Annotated in this window: 17 protein-coding genes; 9 read left to right on the forward strand and 8 right to left on the reverse strand. The window is 65.2% G+C overall.

What is annotated here, in order from left to right:
* The first annotated feature begins 75 nt into the window (after nt 1-75).
* The 4 genes from K408_RS0128795 to K408_RS0128810 all read left to right on the forward strand — a co-directional run bounded on the left by K408_RS0128795 (nt 76) and on the right by K408_RS0128810 (nt 8,742).
* On the forward strand, nt 76-6,513 hold the full coding sequence (locus K408_RS0128795; RefSeq protein WP_024341708.1) for a non-ribosomal peptide synthetase: 6,438 nt from the start codon (nt 76-78) through the stop codon (nt 6,511-6,513).
* Between the two features lie 136 nt (nt 6,514-6,649).
* On the forward strand, nt 6,650-6,820 hold the full coding sequence (locus tag K408_RS42900; RefSeq protein ID WP_196232413.1) for a hypothetical protein: 171 nt from the start codon (nt 6,650-6,652) through the stop codon (nt 6,818-6,820).
* Nucleotides 6,821-7,033: 213 nt separating this feature from the next.
* Nucleotides 7,034-7,765 (forward strand): 4'-phosphopantetheinyl transferase family protein, encoded by a 732-nt coding sequence (locus K408_RS0128805; protein WP_024341709.1) that lies wholly within the window; start codon nt 7,034-7,036, stop codon nt 7,763-7,765.
* Complete coding sequence (locus K408_RS0128810) at nt 7,762-8,742, forward strand: LLM class flavin-dependent oxidoreductase (protein WP_024341710.1); 981 nt, start codon at nt 7,762-7,764, stop codon at nt 8,740-8,742. Before K408_RS0128805 ends, K408_RS0128810 begins: the two co-directional genes overlap by 4 nt.
* A 54-nt stretch (nt 8,743-8,796) precedes the next feature.
* Here the strand turns inward: K408_RS0128810 and K408_RS0128815 are convergent, their stop codons facing one another.
* The 3 genes from K408_RS0128815 to K408_RS0128825 all read right to left on the reverse strand — a co-directional run bounded on the left by K408_RS0128815 (nt 8,797) and on the right by K408_RS0128825 (nt 12,916).
* Nucleotides 8,797-9,822, reverse strand: a complete 1,026-nt coding sequence (locus K408_RS0128815) for a histone deacetylase family protein (protein WP_024341711.1) — start codon at nt 9,820-9,822, stop codon at nt 8,797-8,799.
* A gap of 123 nt (nt 9,823-9,945) precedes the next feature.
* Entirely contained in the window at nt 9,946-10,884 is a 939-nt protein-coding gene (locus K408_RS0128820; RefSeq protein ID WP_024341712.1) for an SMP-30/gluconolactonase/LRE family protein, read from the reverse strand.
* On the reverse strand, nt 10,841-12,916 hold the full coding sequence (locus K408_RS0128825; RefSeq protein WP_028146026.1) for a PQQ-dependent sugar dehydrogenase: 2,076 nt from the start codon (nt 12,914-12,916) through the stop codon (nt 10,841-10,843). The genes K408_RS0128820 and K408_RS0128825 overlap by 44 nt, the downstream gene beginning before the upstream one ends.
* Nucleotides 12,917-13,120: 204 nt before the next feature.
* Between K408_RS0128825 and K408_RS0128830 the strand changes: the two genes are divergently transcribed.
* Complete coding sequence (locus K408_RS0128830) at nt 13,121-13,354, forward strand: DUF6894 family protein (RefSeq protein ID WP_024341714.1); 234 nt, start codon at nt 13,121-13,123, stop codon at nt 13,352-13,354.
* 9 nt (nt 13,355-13,363) lie between these two features.
* Entirely contained in the window at nt 13,364-13,540 is a 177-nt protein-coding gene (locus K408_RS42905; RefSeq protein WP_196232414.1) for a hypothetical protein, read from the forward strand.
* Between the two features lie 138 nt (nt 13,541-13,678).
* Here K408_RS42905 and K408_RS0128840 read toward each other — a convergent pair whose 3' ends face one another.
* Nucleotides 13,679-14,452, reverse strand: a complete 774-nt coding sequence (locus K408_RS0128840; RefSeq protein ID WP_024341715.1) for an enoyl-CoA hydratase-related protein — start codon at nt 14,450-14,452, stop codon at nt 13,679-13,681.
* Between the two features lie 118 nt (nt 14,453-14,570).
* Between K408_RS0128840 and K408_RS0128845 the strand changes: the two genes are divergently transcribed.
* Both K408_RS0128845 and K408_RS42340 read left to right on the forward strand, forming a co-directional pair.
* Nucleotides 14,571-16,160: a gamma-glutamyltransferase family protein gene (locus K408_RS0128845; protein ID WP_024341716.1), complete on the forward strand. Its 1,590-nt coding sequence runs from the start codon at nt 14,571-14,573 to the stop codon at nt 16,158-16,160.
* 29 nt (nt 16,161-16,189) lie between these two features.
* Nucleotides 16,190-16,537 (forward strand): hypothetical protein, encoded by a 348-nt coding sequence (locus K408_RS42340; protein ID WP_162250043.1) that lies wholly within the window; start codon nt 16,190-16,192, stop codon nt 16,535-16,537.
* Nucleotides 16,538-16,588: 51 nt separating this feature from the next.
* Here the strand turns inward: K408_RS42340 and K408_RS0128855 are convergent, their stop codons facing one another.
* The 4 genes from K408_RS0128855 to K408_RS0128870 are packed head-to-tail and all read right to left on the reverse strand — an operon-like array spanning nt 16,589 to nt 20,046.
* On the reverse strand, nt 16,589-17,872 hold the full coding sequence (locus tag K408_RS0128855; RefSeq protein ID WP_024341718.1) for an NAD(P)/FAD-dependent oxidoreductase: 1,284 nt from the start codon (nt 17,870-17,872) through the stop codon (nt 16,589-16,591).
* Nucleotides 17,873-17,884: 12 nt separating this feature from the next.
* Nucleotides 17,885-18,616 carry an amino acid ABC transporter ATP-binding protein gene (locus tag K408_RS0128860; protein WP_024341719.1) on the reverse strand — a complete coding sequence of 244 codons (732 nt, stop codon included), beginning with the start codon at nt 18,614-18,616 and terminating at the stop codon, nt 17,885-17,887.
* Nucleotides 18,613-19,266 carry an amino acid ABC transporter permease gene (locus K408_RS0128865; protein WP_024341720.1) on the reverse strand — a complete coding sequence of 218 codons (654 nt, stop codon included), beginning with the start codon at nt 19,264-19,266 and terminating at the stop codon, nt 18,613-18,615. The genes K408_RS0128860 and K408_RS0128865 overlap by 4 nt, the downstream gene beginning before the upstream one ends.
* A 21-nt stretch (nt 19,267-19,287) precedes the next feature.
* The gene (locus tag K408_RS0128870; RefSeq protein WP_024341721.1) at nt 19,288-20,046 is read right to left on the reverse strand and encodes an ABC transporter substrate-binding protein; all 759 of its coding nucleotides are present in this window, start codon (nt 20,044-20,046) and stop codon (nt 19,288-19,290) included.
* 176 nt (nt 20,047-20,222) lie between these two features.
* Between K408_RS0128870 and K408_RS0128875 the strand changes: the two genes are divergently transcribed.
* Nucleotides 20,223-20,867, forward strand: coding sequence for a helix-turn-helix domain-containing protein (locus K408_RS0128875; protein ID WP_029674366.1), 645 nt, complete (start codon nt 20,223-20,225; stop codon nt 20,865-20,867).
* The last annotated feature ends 100 nt before the right edge of the window (nt 20,868-20,967 follow it).

The following is a 20,967-nucleotide window of genomic DNA, read 5'->3' on the forward strand; positions in this document are numbered from 1 at the left end:
GGGGCCCAAACTTCACCTCGGACTGGACGCATTCCCTAACTTCTTGGAAGAATAGCTCAATCGCATCAAAAGGGAATGGCGTTGTCGGACATTGCATCCGGAGCAGATGAGAGATCAGCCGGCACGACGGCCGAAACCAGGATATTCGCGCATATCGGCGGCCTTCTCGAATTCTACGCGCGCAAGACACCTGGTGCGCCCGCACTCCTTGCCCCTGGACGGCCGGCCCTCAGCTATGGCGCACTGGGCGTATCGATCCGGCAACTGGTCGGCACCTTGCGCGACCTGGGCATCGCCCCGGCAGACCGCGTCGCGGTTGCGCTGCCACGCGGCGCCGACAGTGCGCTGGCGCTGATCGCGGTCGCCTCAGGTTGCGCCTGCGTCCCCGTCAATCCCGAACTGACGTCGGACGAGCTCCAACGCTATTTCAGCGAATTGAAGTTGGCGGCGCTCCTGACCCGAGCCGACATCAACTCGGCGAGCCGCGACGCCGCCAGGGCCCTCGATATCGCGGTGATCGATTTCGTGCCGGGGCCGGTCGGCGATCTCGGCGGTTGTGCGTTCGTCGGCCCGGCGATCGGAGCGGCGAATCCCAGCGGCGCCCCGCGCGGCGACGACGACGCCTTCATCCTGTTGACGTCAGGCACGGCGGCGCGGCCGAAAATGGTGCCGCTGACGCACCACAATGTCTGCCTGTCCGCTTACAACGCGGGCCACGTGCTGTCGCTCACGTCGCACGATCGGCTGCTCAACGTCCTCCCGCTGTTTCATGCCCATGGCCTGATCTCGGGTCTTCTCACGGCGCTGGCGGCCGGCTCCAGCGTGATCTGCACCGACGGGTTCGACGCCTCGTCCTTCTTCGGCTGGATGCGGGAGCTGCAACCGACCTGGTACACGGCGGTGCCGGCCATTCATCGCGCCCTGCTGACGGCGGCGGAAGCAGACCCGGACCGCGCCCGTTCGTCGTCGCTGCGCGTGATCCGCTCGGCCTCGGCCTCGCTCGCGCCTGCGCTTCTTCGAGGATTGGAGGCGACGTTCGGCGTTCCCGTGCTCGAGACCTACGGGATGACGGAAGCGGCCTCGCAGGTCGCAGCCAATCCGTTCGAGCTGCGCAAGGCCGGATCGGTCGGCCGCGCCGCGGGCCCCGAGATCGCGATCATGGACCAGGCCGGCCGCACGCTCGCAAGCGGCGCCCATGGCGAGATCATGTTGCGCGGGCCGAACATGAGCCGCGGCTACTACAATGACGATGCGGCGACGCAGGCGGCGTTCCGCAAGGGCTGGTTTCGGACCGGTGATCTCGGCTATCTCGATGAGGACGGCTATCTCTTCATCGTCGGCCGCATCAAGGACATCATCAACCGCGGCGGCCAGAAGGTCTCGCCGCTGGAGGTCGAAGAGGTCCTGCTCAGCCATCCGGCGGTGCTGGAGGCCGGCGTGTTCGCCGTCCCGCACGAAAAGCTCGGCGAGAACGTCGCCGCCGTCGTTGTGCTGCGGCCGAATGCCGAGGTGACTTCCGACCAATTGCGCCGGTTCGCCCGAAAGCGGCTTGCGCCCTACAAGGTACCGAGCTTGATCCGCAGCGTGGCAGCGCTGCCGAAAGGCGCCAGCGGCAAGGTGAAGCGCAACGCGCTGGCCGAGCTGATCGCAACAGCACACAGCCGCGACGAGATACGGCTGCCGCGCAATGCGATGGAGACCGAGCTCGCCGAGATCTGGGCTGGCCTGCTGGAGCTGCCGCAGGTCGGCGCCGACCAGGACGTGTTCGCGCTCGGTGCGGACTCGCTCGCGGTGACACAGATGCGCTCGCGGCTGCGCGAACGGTACAACGTCGATTTCTCTTTCGAGGACATCTTCGATTGCCCAACCGTCGCTGCGCTTGCGGCCCGGATCGACACCGCCGCAAACCGGCGCGAGACAGCGCTGCCGGCCTGGCAACGAGCCGCAGATGCAGACGCACCGCTGTCGTTCCAGCAGCAGCGGATGTACCTCCTTTCGCGGCTCGATTCGACACGCTGCAATTACAACGTCGTCGAAGTCGCGCTCCTGAAGGGCCCGGTCGACGTCGCCGCTTTGTCCGCAAGCCTCACCGCCATCTGCAAGCGCCACGAGGCGCTGCGAACCGTCTTCATCGAACGCCAGGGCGAGCCGGCCCAGCTCGTGCTGTCGTCGCCTCCGCGGTTCGAGCGCATCAAGCTCAGGCCCTGCCCCGCGCAGAAGCGGGCCGCTGTTATCAGGCACGAGGCGCTCAAGCTGGCGCAGTATCCGTTCGACCTCGCTCGCGAGCCGCTGCTGAAGCTGACATTGCTGTCGTTCGACAGAACCAACCACGCTCTGGTCGTCAACATCCATCATCTCGTCACGGACGGCTGGTCGCAGCGCCTGTTCTGGGAGGAGCTCGCCGTCCATTATGCCGCTTCGCGCAAGAAGGACCGGGCCGCACTGCCTGCGCCCGCCTTCCAGTATCGCGACTTCGCACTCTGGCAGCAGGGCTGGGCGCAGGCGCCGGCGGCCAGGGAGCAGCTCGATTATTGGCGGACACAGCTCGACGGTGTCACCACGCTGCCGCTGCGAACCGACAGGCCGAGGCCGGAAGTCTGGAGCGGTCACGGGGCGCGGCACTATCTCGAACTCTCCAAGAACCTGTCGGGCGAGCTGCGCGCGCTGAGCCAGGACCACGGCGTCACACCGTTCATGACGCTGCTCGCGGCCTTCCAGTGCCTGCTGTTCCGCCACACCGGGCATGAGGACGTCGCTACGGGATCGCTGATCGCCAATCGCAACCAGATCGAGAGCGAGAGCCTGATTGGGCTGTTCGCCAACACGCTGATCCTGCGCAATCATTTCGGTGGCGATCCCGGCTTCAGCGAGATGTTGCGGCGGGTGCGGCAGGTGACCTTGGACGCCTACCGCAACCAGGACCTCCCGATCGAGGAGGTGCTGCGCGCACTGCAGATCGCGCGCCGCAGCGACGGCAATCCGTTGTTCCGGATCATGTTCATCCTCCAGAACGCCTCGATCGAGGCGGCCCGCTTTCCCGGCCTTTCGATGCGGCGGCTGGAAGTCGATCCCAAGGTGGCGCGCTTCGACATCACTCTGGAACTGGTCGAGGCCGATGGTCGCTTCACCGGCTTCTTCGAATACGCCACCGATCTCTTCGACGCTGCGACCATCGAAGGCATGGCCGGCCAGTTCAAGACGCTGCTCAAGGCCGTCATCGCCGATCCGGAGCAGCGCATCTCGCGCCTGCCGCTTCTCACCGGGACGGAACGCCAGCAGCTGCTGGCACAAGGTCGGGGCCTGCCGGCCAATTTCACCGCGCGCGGCAATTTCATCGAACGCTTCGACCGGCAGATGAAGAAGACACCGGACGCCATTGCGGTGTCGGACGGAAGCACGTCGCTGAGTTATCGCGAGCTGGCGCGTCGCAGCCAGGCGGCCGCACGCTGGCTCAGCCGCGAGGGGATCGGCGCCGAGAGCGTGGTCGCCCTGCTTGCGGAGCGCGGGGCCGACCTGCTCGCCGCGATGATGGCAGTGCAGCGCGTCGGCGCGGCCTTCGTCAATCTCGATCCCGACCAGCCGGCGGCCCGGCTTACGACCATCCTCGGATCGAGCTGCGCCCGCATCCTGCTGACCGGACGGCCTCAGTCCACCTTGGCCGACGCCCTGCTCGCGCCGCTGGTCGAGCGCATTGAAGTGGCCGAGCTCGAAGACGTGATTGCCCCGGCGGCGACCAGGCCGGCTCGCGCCGCGCAGCGCGACGCCTCGAGCCTCGCCTATCTCGTCTATACATCCGGCTCGTCCGGCGCGCCGAAGGGCGTCATGATCGAGCAGCGCGGCCTGTCGAACCACCTGGCTTCGCTCATCTCCGAACTCGACCTTTCCGCCAGGGACGTGATCGCGCAGACCGCTCCGCAGAGCTTCGTCATCTCGGTCTGGCAGTTCCTTGCCGGACCGATGGTCGGCGCGCGCGTGCATGTCTGCGCCAATGCGATCGTGCGAGACCCGATCCTGCTGGCACGGGAGATCGCGCGCGAGGACATCACGGTGCTCGAGATCGTGCCTTCGCTGCTGCGCGTCATTCTGGATCGCATGGACGAGGCGCCTGTGCTGCGCGCCTTCTCAAAGTTGCGGCTGCTGATCTCGACCGGAGAGCCGCTGCCCGTCGAGCTCTGCCGTGCCTGGTTCGCCCGCTGTCCTGAAGTGCCGCTTATCAACGCCTATGGCGCGTCGGAATGCTCGGACGACGTCTCCCTGCATCGCCTGACCAAGGCGCCGGCGATCGCGATCGGCACCGTTCCGGTCGGCGCGCCGCTGCCGAACACCCAGCTCTACGTGCTCGACGCAAACCTTCAGCCGCAGCCCGTCGGAGTGACCGGCGAGCTCTGCATCGGCGGTGCCGGCGTCGGTCGCGGCTATGTCAACGACCCCGCGCAGACGCGGCAACGCTTTCTGCCCGATCCATTCTCACGCCAGGCGGGCCGGCTCTACCGGACCGGCGATCTGGCCAGACGCCGCTCCGACGGCACGATCGAATGCCTCGGCCGGGCCGACCATCAGGTCAAGATCCGCGGCTATCGTATCGAGCTCAAGGAGATCGAGAGTGCGCTTGCCGAACATCCAAACGTGCGTACCGGCATCGTCGAGCCGCGCCGCGAGGCGAGCGGCGACATCAAGCTGATCGCCCATATCGTCGCAGAGCCCCACAGCCGGAGCAGCGCCAGCGAGCTGCGCGGATTCCTGAAAGGCAGGCTGTCGGACCATGCCATCCCGTCCGCGTTTCTGTTCCTCGACCGGATGCCGCTCAATGCCCACGGCAAGATCGACCGCTCCGCGCTGCTGGCGCCTCCCCACGAGCCATCCGCAGCTGATGCTGCCGTACCGGCCCGGCGGTTCACGGAAAAGGTGCTCTCTGACATCTGGATCGACCTGCTGAAGGTCGAGCGGGTCGGTGTGACCGACAATTTCTTCGACCTCGGCGGCCATTCGCTGCTGGCGGGACAGGCGATGGCGCGCATTGCCCGCGCGCTCGGCGTATCGCTGCCGCTCAAGACCATCTTCGAGGCATCGACCATCGAACAGCTCGCCCGGCAGGTCGACGAAGCCGCGGCGGCGAAGCCGCACGAGCCTGCCGCAACCCTGCCGCGATCGGCTGCAGGCGGACTTCCTGCGCCTTCCATCGCGCAGGACCAAATGCTGCGGATCGAGCGAAATCTGCCGGGGCTGCCGCTCTTCAACCTGCCCTTCGCCTTCCGTCTGCAGGGCCCGCTCGATTCGGCCGCGCTCGCAAAGGCGATCGATGATGTCGTACGCCGGCACGAATCGCTGCGGACCGCGTTCGCCTGGAACGGCGATGAGCCCGAAAGCCGCATCGTCGCGCCTCGCACCCTCGGCCATGTCATGACCGTGGAGACGATCGGTGACGGCCATCCGCACACCAACAAGCGACGCAAGGCGCTCGAACTCAGGAAGATCGATCTCCTGATCAAGCAGGAGACCTATACCCCGATCGACGCCGCGCGCGCGCCGCTACTGCGCGCCCGGTTGTTGCGGCTGCACGACGAGGACCATGTGCTGCTTCTGACGCTTCATCATGCCATCGTCGATGGCTGGTCGATCGGCGTGCTGTTCGAGGACTTGTCGAGCCGCTATGCGGCGCTGGCCGGATATTCCTCAGTGCCGCTGCCGAAGCCGCCCCCGGCCTTTTCGGAGGTCGCGCGCTGGCAGCGCTGGTGGTGCGGCACCGATGCTGCGCGCCGTCAGGCTGCCGATTGGACGGAAAATCTGCGAGGAGCGGGCCCCGTCTTCGAGGGCGAATCCACCCCGGGCGCGTCCACCGGTCACCATCCAGTCAGCCTCGACCGCGAACTGATCGGCCGGATCTCGGCGCTGGGAGCCCAGCATAATGGCACGCTGTTCATGTGCCTGCTCACCGGTCTGAAGGCCCTGCTGCTGGCCCGGACCGGCCGCACCGATATCGTGGTCGCGACCGCCATGGCCAATCGTGCCCAGCCGGACACCGACCGAATCGTCGGGCCGTTCGAGAACACCGTGCTCATCCGCACGACGGTCACACCGGAGCTGTCGTTCACGCAGGCCTTGGCGCGGGTGCGCCAAGGCGTGCTCGACGCGCATGCGCGGCAGGAGCTGCCGTTCAACGTCCTGGCCGACCATCTGGAGCAGGAGGGGTTAGATCCCGCCTCGCTGCTCCAGGTGTATTTCACGCTGCAGAATCCGTTGCGTCAGCCGCTCGATCTCCCGGATCTCGCGACAGCGTCGATCGGCGACATCGCGCGTGAAGGCCAGCCGGTGCTGCCGATCGACCAGAGCTGGCTGTCGCTGATGCTCAAGGAGCGTCCGACCGGAGTCACCGGCACATGCAACTACAAGCGCGAATTGCTCGAGGGCCGAATGGTCGGCGAGTGGATGGAGAATCTCGTCGCGCTGCTGACTGCAGCCGCCGCCCAGCCCGACGCACCGCTCAGCCGGTTACTCGCGAGCAAGGCAGCCTGATCGACAACATCGCCAACGAGCACGGATTCATGCATCAATGCTGCGAATGATCAAGTTGCTGCTTGATTATTTGCCATCGCCGCGCGAGATTATTCTCGCGTTTTGATTTGGACTTATTTTCGATCGGGGGAGTGTTATGGGTTTCATCAAATTTACGAAGAAGACCTCGCTCAACGAGGAAGACCGCAAGGCGCTGCAAGACCTGCTCAATTTCGAGAAGCAGAAGCTCCAGAAGGAGCTGAAGGAAATCGAACAGAGCCTCAAGGCTCTGAGCGGGTCCAAGAAGAAATCCAAGAAGAAGAAGTAGGCTTCGTCGGTCGGATACTCCGTGCGACTCTTCGCAGATCCCTCTCGCTTGTCGAGTTGGGGTCTCGCACAAGCTTGCGCCTGTAAACCGGCCTGCAAATCGACAAGAATTCGCCCGGGTGAACCGCTAGAGAGGGTCCTCTTGGTTGATTCCTCAGCTGATGCTTCCCTCGGAACCGGGGATTTGGCCTCGCCTGACACTATGGGCCCATTGATGGCGGACGACAGAATCGAACTCTTCGTCGGGCTGATCGAGACCTTTGACGCGCCGGGCGCGATCGATGCGTGCCGACGCCTGCTCTCGGCCGACGAGCGGGCCCGGGCCGATCGCTTCAAGTTCGAGCGGCATCGACGGCAGTATATTTTCGCACATGCCATGTTGCGTCTGGCGCTGTCGCAGGTCGCCACCAACGTCGCGCCCTCCGACTGGGCGTTTGGCGCCGGCCGCTATGGGCGGCCGTTTGTCGCAGCGCCCGTGACCTCGACCGCGCTGCATTTCAGCCTGTCGCATGCCGACGGCTGCGTCGCCTGCGTGGTGTCGCGGCATGAGGCCATCGGCGTCGACGTGGAAACCGTGTCGCGGCGCGTCGCGCCGCTGTCCACCGCGCTGCGCTTCTTTGCGCCGGAAGAGGTCGAAGCGCTGCGCGGACTGCCGGAGCCCGCCGCCATCGAGCGCTTCTTCGACTTTTGGACGCTCAAGGAGGCCTATCTCAAGGCGCGGGGTTTCGGACTCAACCTGCCGCTCGATGGCTTCGCGATGCAGGTCTCGCGCGAGGCCATCGAGATCAGCTTCAAGCCCGACATCGCCGACGATCCGGACGGCTGGCACTTCTCGCTGTGTTCGCCATCGCCGTCGCATCGCCTCGCGATCGCCGACGGCTCCCGTGCGAACGGCGGCCTTCCGATCAGCCGCAATGCCTGGCCGCTCCGGGAAGCGGCTGAATGACGCCGCGGCGGCTGCGTATCTTTCCCGCGATTTCACGCAACCGCAATCCCAACACCTATGTCGGCGAGCTGATGCGGGTCGCGCAGTTCGCCGACCGCAACGGGTTCGAAGGCATCCTGCTGTTCGAAGGCAACGATGTGTTCGTCGAGCCATGGGCGATGGCCCAGCACATCCTGGCAGAGACGACGCGATCTTCGCCGCTGATCGCCGTCAATCCCGTCTACATGCATCCCTTCACGGCGGCCAAATTCGTCTCGTCCTTCGCTCAGCTGCACGGCCGTAAGGTCTACCTCAACATGATCACGGGGACGGCGATCAGCGATTTGCACGGACTGGGCGACGACCAGTCGCATGCCGATCGTTACGTTCGACTCGGTGAATTCGTCGTGCTGATGCGTCAGTTGCTGGAAAGCCCGCGGCCGCTGAATTTCGACGGACGGTTCTACCGCGCCAGCAATCTGCAACTTCGCCCGCGCCTGCCTGCGGAGCTGATGCCGGAATTCTTGATCGCCGGCCAATCCGAGGCGGCCCAGCGCGTCGCGAAGGAGACCGGCTGCATCAAGATGCAGATGCTGCCGCCCGATCTCGATCACGGGCTGGACGTATCGGGCCTGAACTTTGGAATTCTTGCACGCGAGAGACGCGACGAGGCTCGGCAGGCTGCAAAAGCACGCTTCCGCGACAATCCCGACGATCGCGAGCTGCTCGCGCTCACCGTGGAGAACAGCGACTCCGTGTGGAAGCGGCGGCTCTATGAGGGACAGAGCGGCGAGCTTGCCGACAATGGCTATTGGCTGCTGCCGTTCCTGAACTTCCAGGCGGACTGCCCGTATCTGGTCGGCAGCTACGAGGAGATCGGCGCCAAGCTGAAGACTTTTGCGGCGGGGGGCCTGACAACGATCATGCTCGACATGGTCGCCGACGAGACCGAGATGCAGCACGTCTGCAGGGCGCTCGCCGCGAGCGGGATGTTCTAGATACTTGCGGGCGCTGCTCTCTCGTCGCTTTGGCTGGGAGAAACGACCGAGAGCTCACCTTGCCTCTTCGAATCCCGACAGCACCGAGGTCAGGTTGGCGCCAAGGATATCAGAGAGATAACCGCCCTCCTGCACGAGCACGGTCGGCAGGCCCATCTTCGCGATGGCCTGGCCGATGCGGCGGAAGCCGGGCGTGGTGACGGCCAGTCCCTTCAGCGGGTCGTGCTCGGAGGCGTCGAGACCGAGCGCGACGACGAGTGCGCCCGGCGCAAACGACTCGATCGCCTTGCGCGCGAGGTCCAGCGCCTGCATGTAGCCGTCATCGCCGGTACCGATGGCCAGGGGAATGTTGAGATTGGTGCCGAGGCCGGGTCCTTCCCCGCGCTCATGCGCATAGCCCCACACGTAGGGATAGTACGCGACGGGGTCGGCATGGATCGAGATCGTATAAACGTCGGGCCGGGCGTAAAAAATGCCTTGCGTGCCGTTGCCGTGATGAACATCGACGTCCAGAATGACGACGCGCTCGTGCTTCTGGCGCAGATGCGCCGCCGCGATCGCGCTGTTGTTGAGGAAGCAGAAGCCGCCGGCCATGTCGCGATAGGCGTGATGGCCCGGCGGACGGCAGAGCGCGTAGGTCGCATCCTCGCCGTCCATCACCATCTGCGCGGCGGTGACTGCAACGTCGGCCGCGGCGCAGGCGGCCGCCCAGGTGCCCGGACCGATCGGCGCTGCGGTGTCGGCCGTATGCCAACCGAGCTTGCCGACGATGTGGGTGGGATAGGTCGCGGCATGACGCACGGGATGGATGTTGCCGATCATCTCCGGGCCGGAATCGCCGAGCGCAGTCCAGGCCTCCCAGGCCTCGCTCAGGAACGACAGATATTCCGGACTGTGGATGCGCGCGCGCGGGCCCTGCCCGAACGTCGTCGGCTCGATCAGTTGATGCTTGCCGTCCTTCAATCCCTTGAGCAGGCGATCGGCGCGCTCGGGCTGCTCGGTGGTGCGCTTGACCACGCCGCGAACCAGGAAGAATTGCGGATCGTGGCTGCGATGCAGTTCGGTATAGACGGCTTTCACTCAAACACTCCGTGGTCGCAGGTTCTGACCTGCCACGAAAGTCTTGATCTCCGCGGCCGCGAGATGCAAGCAAGAAGAATGCCGCACCCGTCGCGCGGCTCTGCGCCGGATGCAGATCGTACCCTAGCAACGCCCACGCTGGAGACAGTGCTCGCGGCCGGGCTGGTCGGTGCGGAAAGACTCGATGAAGCCGCCTTGGCGCTGGGTGACGAAGACGGTCTTGCCGTCGCTCCCCCCGAAGGCCAGGTTGGTCGGCTCCTTGGCCTTGAGCGCGATCTCGCGCTCGACCATGCCGTTCGGCTTCATCAGCGCGATCACGCCCTTGAGAATGCGCGCCACATAGAGGCGTCCGGTGGCGTCGGTGCGCAGGCCGTCGATGGTGTCCGGCTGGAACGATTTGACGAGCTTGGCGTCGACGAGCTCGTTGCCCCGGATTCCATAGGACCAGATCTGGCCGCTGCTGGATTCGCCGACATAGAGCGTCTTGCCGTCCGGGCTGAGATCGATCCCGTTGGTGGTGCCCATCGCGCGCGGCGCCGACATCACCTGCCCCTGCACGGTACCGTCGGCGGCCTTCGCGATGCGCCAGATGTGGCCCTCCCTGCCCTTCCAGTTCGGATCGCTCGCATAGATCGTCCCGTCCCGCGCGATGGTGATGTCGTTGGGCTGGTTCATCTGGTCGGAGTGAAACCAGGCGACAGGCTCGGTCGCGCCCTTCGGGATCGTGAAGACGTTGTGCTTCTTGTAGTCGGCGATGAACATGTTGCCGTTCCGGTCGAAGCGGATGGCGTTGCCGACGCTGCCTTCGGGAAGCACCGTGAACAGCTGCGATGCCGTGCCGCCGGGCGGCAATCGCCCGATGGTGCCGGGCTTGCCGAAATTGACCACGAAGAGATTGCCGTCGAGGTCGGCAGCAGGCCCTTCGATGCCGAACGTATATTCGCCCGCTTGCGTCACCTGTACGCTCTCGAACAGCTTGGTCTCGGCAGCGGCCGGCAGGGTCGCGGCGAGCAAAATGCTACTGCACAGGCACCAGAAAGTCCTGCCGGATGTAATAGCCATCGTCGTCGGTGCACTCGCCGTTCAGATAGGGATCGGCCGGCCGGAAGAATCGGCTGAAGCCGGGTTTGTCTACAGCGCTCCTTTGTGTCACGACCACGACCTTGGCGGCCGGTATTTCGCCGCATTCCCGGTTGGTCCGGCCGAAGAACTTGCGCTGCGGCGGCCCGGGCTTGATCCGCATGCGCGTGCCCGGGACCATCTTCGCAACAAGCAGGTCCGCAGTGTCCAGCAGCTGTGTGTAGCCCGGCTCGGTCTTCGGCAAGCTTTCGCCGCCCGGCGGCATCAGCTTCTCGGCCCCGCGCCCGCGCAGCCGCGTGCGCAGCTTGCCGGCATCGGGATCGCCCGGGTAGATCCAACCGTCTTGCGACAGCATGAAACGGAGCACGGCTACGTCCTTGTCTGCCTCCGATTGACCCGGCTTGAGGCCGAAACCCGAGTGGCAGCCCACGCAATGCCTCTCGACCAGGCCCTTGCGCAGCGTCGTCAGCCGGACGCCATTCTGCGCATCTCTCGCCACGAAGGCCGCGAGCTGATCGATCATCGCCTGGCTGCGGATCTCGCAGGGCAGCGGCACCGGCACGTCGCCCGCGGCGCGATCGATGCGGATCACGGTCCGGTTCTTGTCCTCGACCAGCCAGATCGCACCGTCCTCCGCAACGGTCATGCCCACGGGCGCACCTTGCGGCCGCGCACCGTTGACGCGGTGCCAACCGGAAATCAGCTCCTCGAACGGCGCGGCCGCGACTTCGCCGCCGTCGGTCTGGAAGCTGCGGGTCGGATCCGCCGCGCAGCTCACGTGATAGCGCACCGGTGCTGGCTTCGGCTTGGGGAAGCCGCGATCGTCGACTTCATAGATGAGGATGCGGCTGCCGGTCGGACGATAGCCGTGCAGACCGACCAGCAACTTGCCTTCCAACTCCGGGAACTTCGTGCCACGATAATACAGCATCGCGAGCGGCGCGCCGTGCGGCGGCATCAGCGAGTGCGGCGCCTTGTAGAGCGCATTCGCCGTGCAGAGCGATTTGTACGGCCCCGATTGCAACACGCGCCTGAACTCCGGACTCGGAGTCGACAGATCGTAGCAGTAGGGCCAGCCATAGTGCCTCCCCTGCTCGATCGCGTTGATCTCCTCGTTCGGTTTGAAGATGTCGGGCAGATCTTGGCCGTTCTCGCCTTGCAGGAAGGCATAGCCCGCATCAGGGAAGTTCGGATGCAACGCCAGCGCCATCGAATTGCGCAGCCCGCGCGCGTAGACCATGTGCTGCGGGTCGGGATCGTCGGGCCTCAGCGCCGGAAAGACACCGCCTGCGGGCGGAGTGAACAGCCAGATTGCGGCCAGCGCCGAGGCGCCTTCGGCCGCGGCGCAGGGCTTTGCGGCCCGCGCACGCGTCATGCAATCGTCGCTGTGCGAGCCGACATTGACGAACAGCCGCCCGTGCTTGTCGAACACAAACTGCTTGAGCGGGTGGGCGCTCTCGTCGATCCTGGTGCCATCGGGCAGCGTGATGCGGCGGCCGGGCATGTGACGGATGATGGTCTCGACCGTGCTGCGCGGGCTGTCGGCGAGCGGATCGAATCGGAAGATCGTCTCGGCGGTCGAGGCATACAGCTTCCTGTCCGGACCGATGACGAGACCGAACGGATATTCCAATTCGGTCAGCAGCTCCTTGAAGCGTTGCCCCTGGGGCGCATGCGGATCGAGCAGCAGCAGCCGTCCGTCGCTGCGGCCCCAGCCGCCCATGTCGGCCACAACGAACAGGTCACGGCCGGGCACCTGGACGATCGAGCGCGGAAACTTCAGGCGATCCTCGTCGCTGGCGACGAGGCCGGCGCAGTATCCGGCCTTCATGTCGATCTGCAGTCGCGGGAAAGCGAGATCCCCGCTGCCGCAGGTCTCCGAGCCGACGGCGTAGCCGCTTTTCCTCACCGGCTCGGAGGAGGCTGCCGTATCAGGGCCGAACAACGCGCCAATCACAACAGCTGCAAACAGGTACAGACGTCGGCAATCACGCCAGAACGTGAGGTGGTTCACGGCAGCCCCCGAATTCCGGCGAGATTTGTTCCATGCCGCCTGGGCGCCGTCCAGTTCATCATCACCCGCCTGTGATGAAACCCGTCGCGACCTTGGTGCCGACCAATATCCGTAAATTCCCTTACCGGGTTTGACCCGAATGTTTCGCAAAGGCCTCGGGTGGTATCGCTTTGCCATCCCGGTAGCTCCCTACAGGAGGCGCATATGGTCCAGGTCTATTTTCACTGCTCCAACACCGAGGGCACGCTGATCGACCATAACGGCGCCGCTGTCGCCAATCTGACCGAAGCACGGGACCGTGCCGCCCAGATCATGACCTCGATGATCCAGACGCCGGGTGCCGAAGACTGGCGCGACTGGGTGATTCACGTCAGCGACCACGACGGCGAGGAGATCTTCGATCTTCCGTTCACCGCCATGCTCGGCAAGCCGCATTGAGGTGATGCCATGTTGATCGCTTCAGTCAGCCTGCTGCGCCAGCCCCTGAGCTTCGTCGCCACCAAATGGCAGACGCTGATCCGCGTTGCAGGCAATCCCTACCGCCCCGAGCTGCACTACATGCGCGGACCTGGCCCGAAATGGCGCGCCAAGTATCAGGCCAGCCGGCTGAACCGCTCGCTCTGAGCGCGCGCTATTGGAAGCCTCACCAATCTTCATCGTCATGGCCGGGCTTGTCCCGGCCATCCACGTTTTTAGGTGCGGATAGACGTGGATGCCCGGGTCAAGCCCGGGCGAAACGAGACTGGGAGCAAGTGCTCCACCTCACTTGCCCGTAAACCTTGCCTTGCGCTTCTCGATGAAGGCATTGCGGCCTTCGATGGCATCCGCGCTCTTGCGGATCGTGGCCTGAAGCTCGATCTCGCGGCGAAACTGCGCCTCGTAGGTCGCATGCTCGCTGTCCTCGATCAGCGCGCGCGTCGCAACCAAGGCGCGTGTCGGACCCTCGGCCAGGCGGCGCGCCAAACCAAGCGCCTCCTCCATCAGCTTCGCGTCGTCAACGACCTGCCGCACCAGGCCGATCTCCTGGGCGCGCTCTGCCGTCAGGGGCTCGTTCAACAGCATCAGCTCGAGCGCGCGCTGCCGGCCGACCAGCCGCGGCAGCAGCCAGGTCGAGCCGAGATCGGGCACCAAGGCGATGCGGCTGAACACCTGGATGAAGCTCGCCGACCGCGCCGCGACGATGATGTCACCGGCCATCGCCAGACTGAAGCCACCGCCGGCCGCGACGCCGTTCACGGCAACAACCACGGGGACGCGGCACTCGCGCAAGGCCTTGAACGCCGGCCAGTAGAAGCGCATCACGCCGGCCGCGATGTCCTCCCCGAGCGCCTCCGATGCCTTCAGGTTCTGGCCCGAGCAGAAGCCGCGTCCCTCTCCGGTCAGGATGAGGGCGCGAACGTCCGGATCTTTCGTCATGTCGGCGACGGCGACGGCGAGCGCGCCGAGCAGGTCCGGGGTCATCGCGTTCAGGCTTGCCGGCTCGTCGAGGGTCAAGATTCCAACCGCGCCATCCCGCGCTTGCATCACACCAGCCATGTCGCTTCTCCCTTTTGATGTTCTCATTGGCTGCAATGTGCCATTGTCCGCCCGCTCCGCCAATCGCGGAGCCTCGATTTCAACACAGCGAAGCCGCGACAGACATCAAGACGACATCATGCCTCATCAGTTCAGCCTCAACCAAACCATCCGCAAGCCCGCCGTCTCATCGAAAGGCGGCATCGTCGCCTCACAATCGCGGCGAGCGGCCGAAGTGGGGGCAGAGGTGCTGGCAGCGGGCGGCGACTGCGTGGACGCGATCGTGGCGACCACGATGGCGCTGAATGTGCTGGAGCCCTGGAACAGCGGCATCGGCGGTGGCGGTGCAATGGTGCTCTACCGCGCCAAGGAAAATCGCTATGAGGTGATCGACTACGGCATGTCCGCGCCGCAGAGCCTGCGCGCTGCCGACTATCCGCTCAGTGGCGAAGGCGCGGCCTCCGATCTCTTCCCGTGGCCGCGGGTGAAGGACGATCGCAACATCCACGGGCCCGGTTCGATCGCGGTGCCCGGCGTTGTCGCCGGTATGGAAGAGGCGCATCGCCGCTACGCCAAAATGCCGTGGAAGGATCTGGTCGCGCCGGCAGCTCGGCTCGCCGGCGAAGGTCTGCTGGTCGATTGGTGGACGACGGTGACGATCTCGGGCTCGGCCGCCGATCTCAGGCGCTATCCCGCGAGCGCCGCGGCGTTCCTGAAGGACGGGCTGCCACCGACTGCACCATGGGGGATCAAGGCCGAGACGCGCTTGCCGCAGGACACGCTGAAAGCAACGCTGTCTCATCTTGCCGAGGCCGGACCGCGCGACTTCTACCAGGGTGACCTCGCCAGGAGCATCGCCTCCGACATCAAGGCTGATGGCGGTTCACTGTCGGTGGAGGACCTCGCCGCCTTCCGCGCGCATTTGCGCGAGCCGCTGGCGATCCCGTATCGCGGCGGCAAGGTGTATGCGACGCCGGAGCTCACGGCTGGCCCCACCATGGCGCACGCACTGCGCCTCTTGCAGCAGAATCTGCAGCCGGGAAGCGCACCGGACGCGGCCGCCTATGTCGAATATGCACTCGCCCTGCAAACGGCCTTCGGCGAGCGGCTCAAGGACATGGGCGATGCCGACGGCAAGCGCTCGCTCGGCGCCGAATATCTGGCGCCCGCCTGCACCACGCATTTCTCCGTGGTCGACCGCCAGGGCAACCTCGCTGCGGTGACGCAGACACTGCTCTCGTCGTTCGGCTCGCGATATGTGACGCCGCACACCGGCATCGCCATGAACAACGGCATCATGTGGTTCGACCCGACGCCGGGCACCACCAATTCGCTCGCGCCGGGCAAGCGCTGTCTCTGCAACTACACGCCTGTCATCGCCGAGACGAAGGATAGCAAGCGCCTTGCCGTCGGCGCCTCCGGCGGCCGCCGCATCCTGCCGTCGGTGATGCAACTCGTGTCCTTTGCGATGGATTTCGGCATGGACCTCGATGCCGCCATCCATCAGCCGCGCATCGACGCCAGCGAGGGCGCGGTCGTGATCGGCGATGCCCGCCTGCCAGCAGAAGTACGCGACGCTCTGGCCACTCGCTTCGACTATGAAGAGAGCCGGGTGCAGATCTTGCCGCAGAAATTCGCCTGCCCAAGCGTGGTTATGCGCGACGGCGACGTCAATTCCGGCGCAGTCGAGATCTTCCAGCCCTGGGCCGAAGCGGTGGAGGAAGGCTGAATACACGTGCCGGACAATGCGAGTGTGCGTTGAGCAAACGCGCCATTACGCATCTGCGCGAGCGTCACGACACCTCCACATTTGCCGGGAACTTACCTGAGGGCTCTCCGTTCGCTGCACGGACAAGTGCGCTCGCCCCAGTGGAGGACATCATGAAGAAACTTGCGCTCGCCGCGTCGCTCATCATTGCGGCCGGATTCACATTGACAAGCCCTGCGCTGGCCAAGGGCGGCCATGGCGGCGGTCATGGTCATGGACATGGTCACAAGATGGGCCATCATCACCATGGCAAGTCGTTCGGATGGCACCATGGGCGCAAGGTCGGCTGGCGCGGCGTGGGTTGCCCGCCCGGTCTGTGGAAGCAGGGCCGCTGCTGACGCTCTGTCTGCAATTTTCTGAAGGCGTTGCCCCTGAGGGTGACACCTTCTTCATATGCCCAGCCTGTCTCGCACCCGACCCGCGATCACGGCGGTCGTCACCCCGACCGGCCAGAACGCATGCATCGGGATCGGCTTGATGCCTGTGATCGGCATGTCGATCTCGGCCTTGGCGCCTCCGATCAGGCGGCGGGCGAGTTGCGCGCCCATCGCGGTCGAAAGCGCGACGCCGCGGCCGTTGCAGCCCAGCGAGATCAGGATGCTTTCCGCGGGCTCATGCACATGCGGATAATGATCTGCGGTGATGGCAAGCCGGCTATTCCAGCCGTGCGTCCAGGCAAAGCCCTTGAGCTGCGGCCATAGCCGCTCGGCATAGCGGATGAGGTACGCGACGTCGTAGGGCGACTTGATCCAGCGCATCGGGCCGCGCCCGCCCATCAGCAGACGGTTCTGCTGATCGATGCGGTAATAGACAGTGATGTGGCCGCTCTCATAGAGAACCGGCCGCGTCGGCATGATCGAACGGGCGACTGCGTCGGAGAGCGGCGCGGTGGCGGCAATCGAAGAGAACACCGGCACGATGGTGCGGCGGAGCGCGGGCCAGAGATCGTCGGTGAAGCCGTTGGTGGCGAGCAGCACCTTGTCGGCGTGCACCACTGCGCGCGGCGTCTCGATGCGCCAGCGCGTGCCGTCGCGGCGCAGTGACAATGCCGGCGTTTCGCCATGCACCTTCGCGCCGGCGGAGATCGCCGCGCGCGCAAGGCCGCGGGCGTAGCTGAGGGGATGCAGATCGCCGCCGCGGGTATCGAGCATGGCGCCGATATAGCGGTCGGTGCCCGTCATGTCGCGGAGCTGATCGCGGTTCAGGTAACTCACCGGCATGCCGCGGCGGATGCACTGCTGCGCGGTCTTTTCGATCGCGGCGGCGCTGGCTTCATTGTAGGCCGCGCGCAGCGTGCCGTTCTGGCGTGCCTCGCACGGGATCTGATAGCGGCGGATCAGATCGTGCGTGAAGTTGGTGGTGCCGTAGGAGAAGTCGATCATCCGGCGGCCGAGGTCGGCGCCGAAGTCGGCTTCGATCTGATCAGGATCGTGCTTCAATCCGGGATTGGTATGGCCGCCATTGTTGCCCGACGCGCCCCAGCCGGGCTCCTGCGCCTCCAGCACCAGCGCGTCGACGCCCTGCTCGGCCAGATGCAACGCGGTGGAGAGGCCGCTATAGCCGCCGCCGACGATCGCGACGGAGACATTCTTGTCGACATCGAGCGGCGGCGTGGCAACCGGAGCGACGGCTGTATCGGCATAGAGCGAGGGCGGCAGAGGCAGGCGCGTCATGGAGAAACCCGGTCAGAGCGGATGTAGCACACGGCGTAGAAAGTCCTGCGTGCGGGGATGCTGCGGCTGATTGAGCAGCGCCCTGGCCGGCCCCTGCTCGACGATGACGCCGCCATCGATGAACAGCACGCGGTCGGCGACGTCGCGGGCAAAGCCCATCTCGTGAGTGACGACGACCATGGTCATGCCGTCGTCGGCGAGCTTGCGCATGACGCCGAGCACGTCGCCGACCAGCTCAGGGTCGAGCGCTGAGGTCGGCTCGTCGAACAGGATCGCCTTGGGCTGCATGGCGAGCGCCCGCGCGATCGCGACGCGCTGCTGCTGGCCGCCGGAGAGTTGCGGCGGATGCGCATCGGCCTTTTCCGCAAGACCGACCTGGGCGAGCAGCGCACGGCCGCGATCAAACGCTTGCGCGCGCGACTCTTTCTTCACATAGAGAGGCCCTTCAACCACGTTCTCCAGCGCCGTGCGATGCGGGAACAGGTTGAAGCGCTGGAACACCATGGAGACCTGGGTGCGGATGTTCACGATCGACGGTGCATCCCGGTCGACCTTCAGTCCCTCGACGCTGATCTCACCGCGGTCGTAGCTCTCGAGCCCATTGATGCAGCGCAGGATTGTGGACTTGCCCGAGCCCGAGGGGCCGATGATGCAGACCACCTCGCCCTTCTCGACGGAAGCCGTAATGCCCTTGAGCACCTCGACCCTGCCGAAGCTCTTGTGGACGTCGTTCAGCTCGATCATCGCTTGCCGGCCCGCTTCTCGAAATGACGAACCAGCAAAATCAGGGGAATGCTCATGGTGAGATACATCAGCGCAACAAGCGTGAACACGCTGGTGTTCTTGAAGGTCGAGGATGCGATCAGCTTGCCCTGCAGCGCGAGCTCGGCGACCGTGATGGTCGAGGCCTGCGAGGAATCCTTCAGCATCATGATCATGACGTTGCCGTAAGGCGGCAGCACGATGCGTACGGCCTGCGGCAGCACCACGCGGCGCATGGTGAGCCACCAGCCCATGCCGATGGATTGCGCCGCCTCGATCTGGCCCTTGTCGATGGCCTCGATACCGGCACGGAAATTCTCGGCCTGATAAGCCGAATAGGCGATGCCGAGGCCGAGGATCGCGGCCTGCAGGGCCGAGAGCGTGACACCGAGGTCGGGCATCACGAAGTAGAGATAGAACAGCAGCACGATAATGGGGATGCCGCGGATCACGTTGATCAGGCTGGCGCTGAGCATCGACAGCGCCTTGATACCGGAAACCCGCATCATTGCCCAGACGAGGCCGAGCACTGTCGAAAGCAGCAGCGAGCCAATCGTGACGATAATCGTCAGCGCGACGCCGTTCAGCAGAATCGGGAAGAACTCGACGGCGTCGCGCCAAAAGCCTTTCATCGGGCAGCCTTCAGCAATCCGCTAGCCCTGGGCCTTCAGGCCCCATTTACCCAGGATCTTGTCAATGGTGCCATTGGCCTTCAGCTTGGTGAGCGAAGCGTTGATCTTGCCGAGCAGCGCGGCCTCACCCTTGCGCACGCCGATGCCGACCGATCCGACCGTGACGGGCTTGTAGCCGTCCACGAGGCGTACCTCCGGGAAGCCGCCCTGCTTCAGATTGTAGGCGAGGATCGGATAGTCGGCGTAGCCGGCCTTGAGGCGGCCGGTGTTCACGTCGCGCAGGATGTCGGGAATGGTGTCGTAGGCCTTCACGTCGGCGAACAGGCCGGTCTTCTTGAGCGCGTCGACGAAGGCGGTGCCGACCTGCGCGCCGACCGTCTCGCCCTTCAAATCCTCCTGCGTGGCGTAGGCCTTAGTATCGCTCTTGGGAACCACGAGGCCCTCGCCGTAGGTGTAGATCGGATCCGAGAAGTCGACGACCTCCTTGCGCGGCGGCGTGATGAACATCGCGGCCGCGATGATGTCGATCTTGCTCGAGGTCAGCGACGGGATCAGCGCGGAAAACTGCATCGGCTCGATCTGCACGTTGAAGCCGGCATCCTTGCCGACTTCGGTGATGAGATCGACCATGATGCCCTGGATGGTGTTGGTCTTGGTGTCGAGGAAGGTGAAGGGAATGCCCGTCGGCGTCGAGCCGACCTTGAGCACCTGTTGCGCCGACGCCGGCACCGTTGCGGCAATCGCGAGTGCCGCGACCGCGGCCTGGACATAACGCTTCATCGCATCCCCCTTTGGGTCTGGCCGGCGCCGCCCGCGCATCTCGTGATCAGACGTTGCGGGCCGAGCCGTTTCGGCCTATTTTCACCAATATGAAATTTTGGTCACACTTTCGGGGATGATGCAAGCGGTTTTCATGCACATGAAGGAAGCGCTTTGACGTGAGCGGTGGCAAAAGAATGCGCAAACTGGCCGCCGCAAAGCCGGCTAGGAAGGTGAAAGCCAAGGCCATCGCCAGGCCGGCCGAGCCGGCGATGGACGTTACGGTCGGCCGCCGCATCCGGGATCTCAGGCGGGTCAGGCGATTTTCGCTGGAGACGGTCGCCGCACGCACGGACCTGTCGATCGGGTTTCTCAGCCAGATCGAGCGCGGGCTGTCGTCGCCGTCGCTGCGCGTGCTGGCGACCCTCGCCGACGTGCTCGGCGTCGGCATCGCCGCGCTGTTCGGCGCCAGCCCGAGCGCTGACGCGGCCTCCGATCAGGTGGTGACGCGCGGACTGCAGCGGCCCGAGCTGAAACTCTGGCGCACCGGCGTATCAAAGCAGTTGCTGAGCCCGGCCGGTGCGGACAACAAGCTCAACCTGTTCCTGGTGCATCTTGAACCTGGCGGCTCCACCGGCGATGAGCTCTACACGCATGATGGCGAGGAAGCCGGCCTCGTGCTCGAAGGCGAGATGATGCTGACGGTGGACAGCGAGACCTGGTCGCTGAAGACCGGCGACAGTTTTCGCTTTGCCAGCCGAAGGCCGCACCGGTTTTCGAACCCGGCTGAAGATGCGAAGGCGGTGGTGCTGTGGGTGAATTGCGTGACGGCGGCGGGGTAGCTGCCTTCAACGCCCGCGGCGGGTGGAAGAAATCCGCGCCGTGTCTACGCCGCCATTGCGAGCGCAGCGATGCAATCCAGAGTCTTGCCGCGGAGGCATT

The sequence above is a fragment of the Bradyrhizobium sp. in8p8 genome, assembly GCF_000426845.1.
GTDB classification, from domain to species: Bacteria; Pseudomonadota; Alphaproteobacteria; order Rhizobiales; family Xanthobacteraceae; genus Bradyrhizobium; species Bradyrhizobium japonicum_C.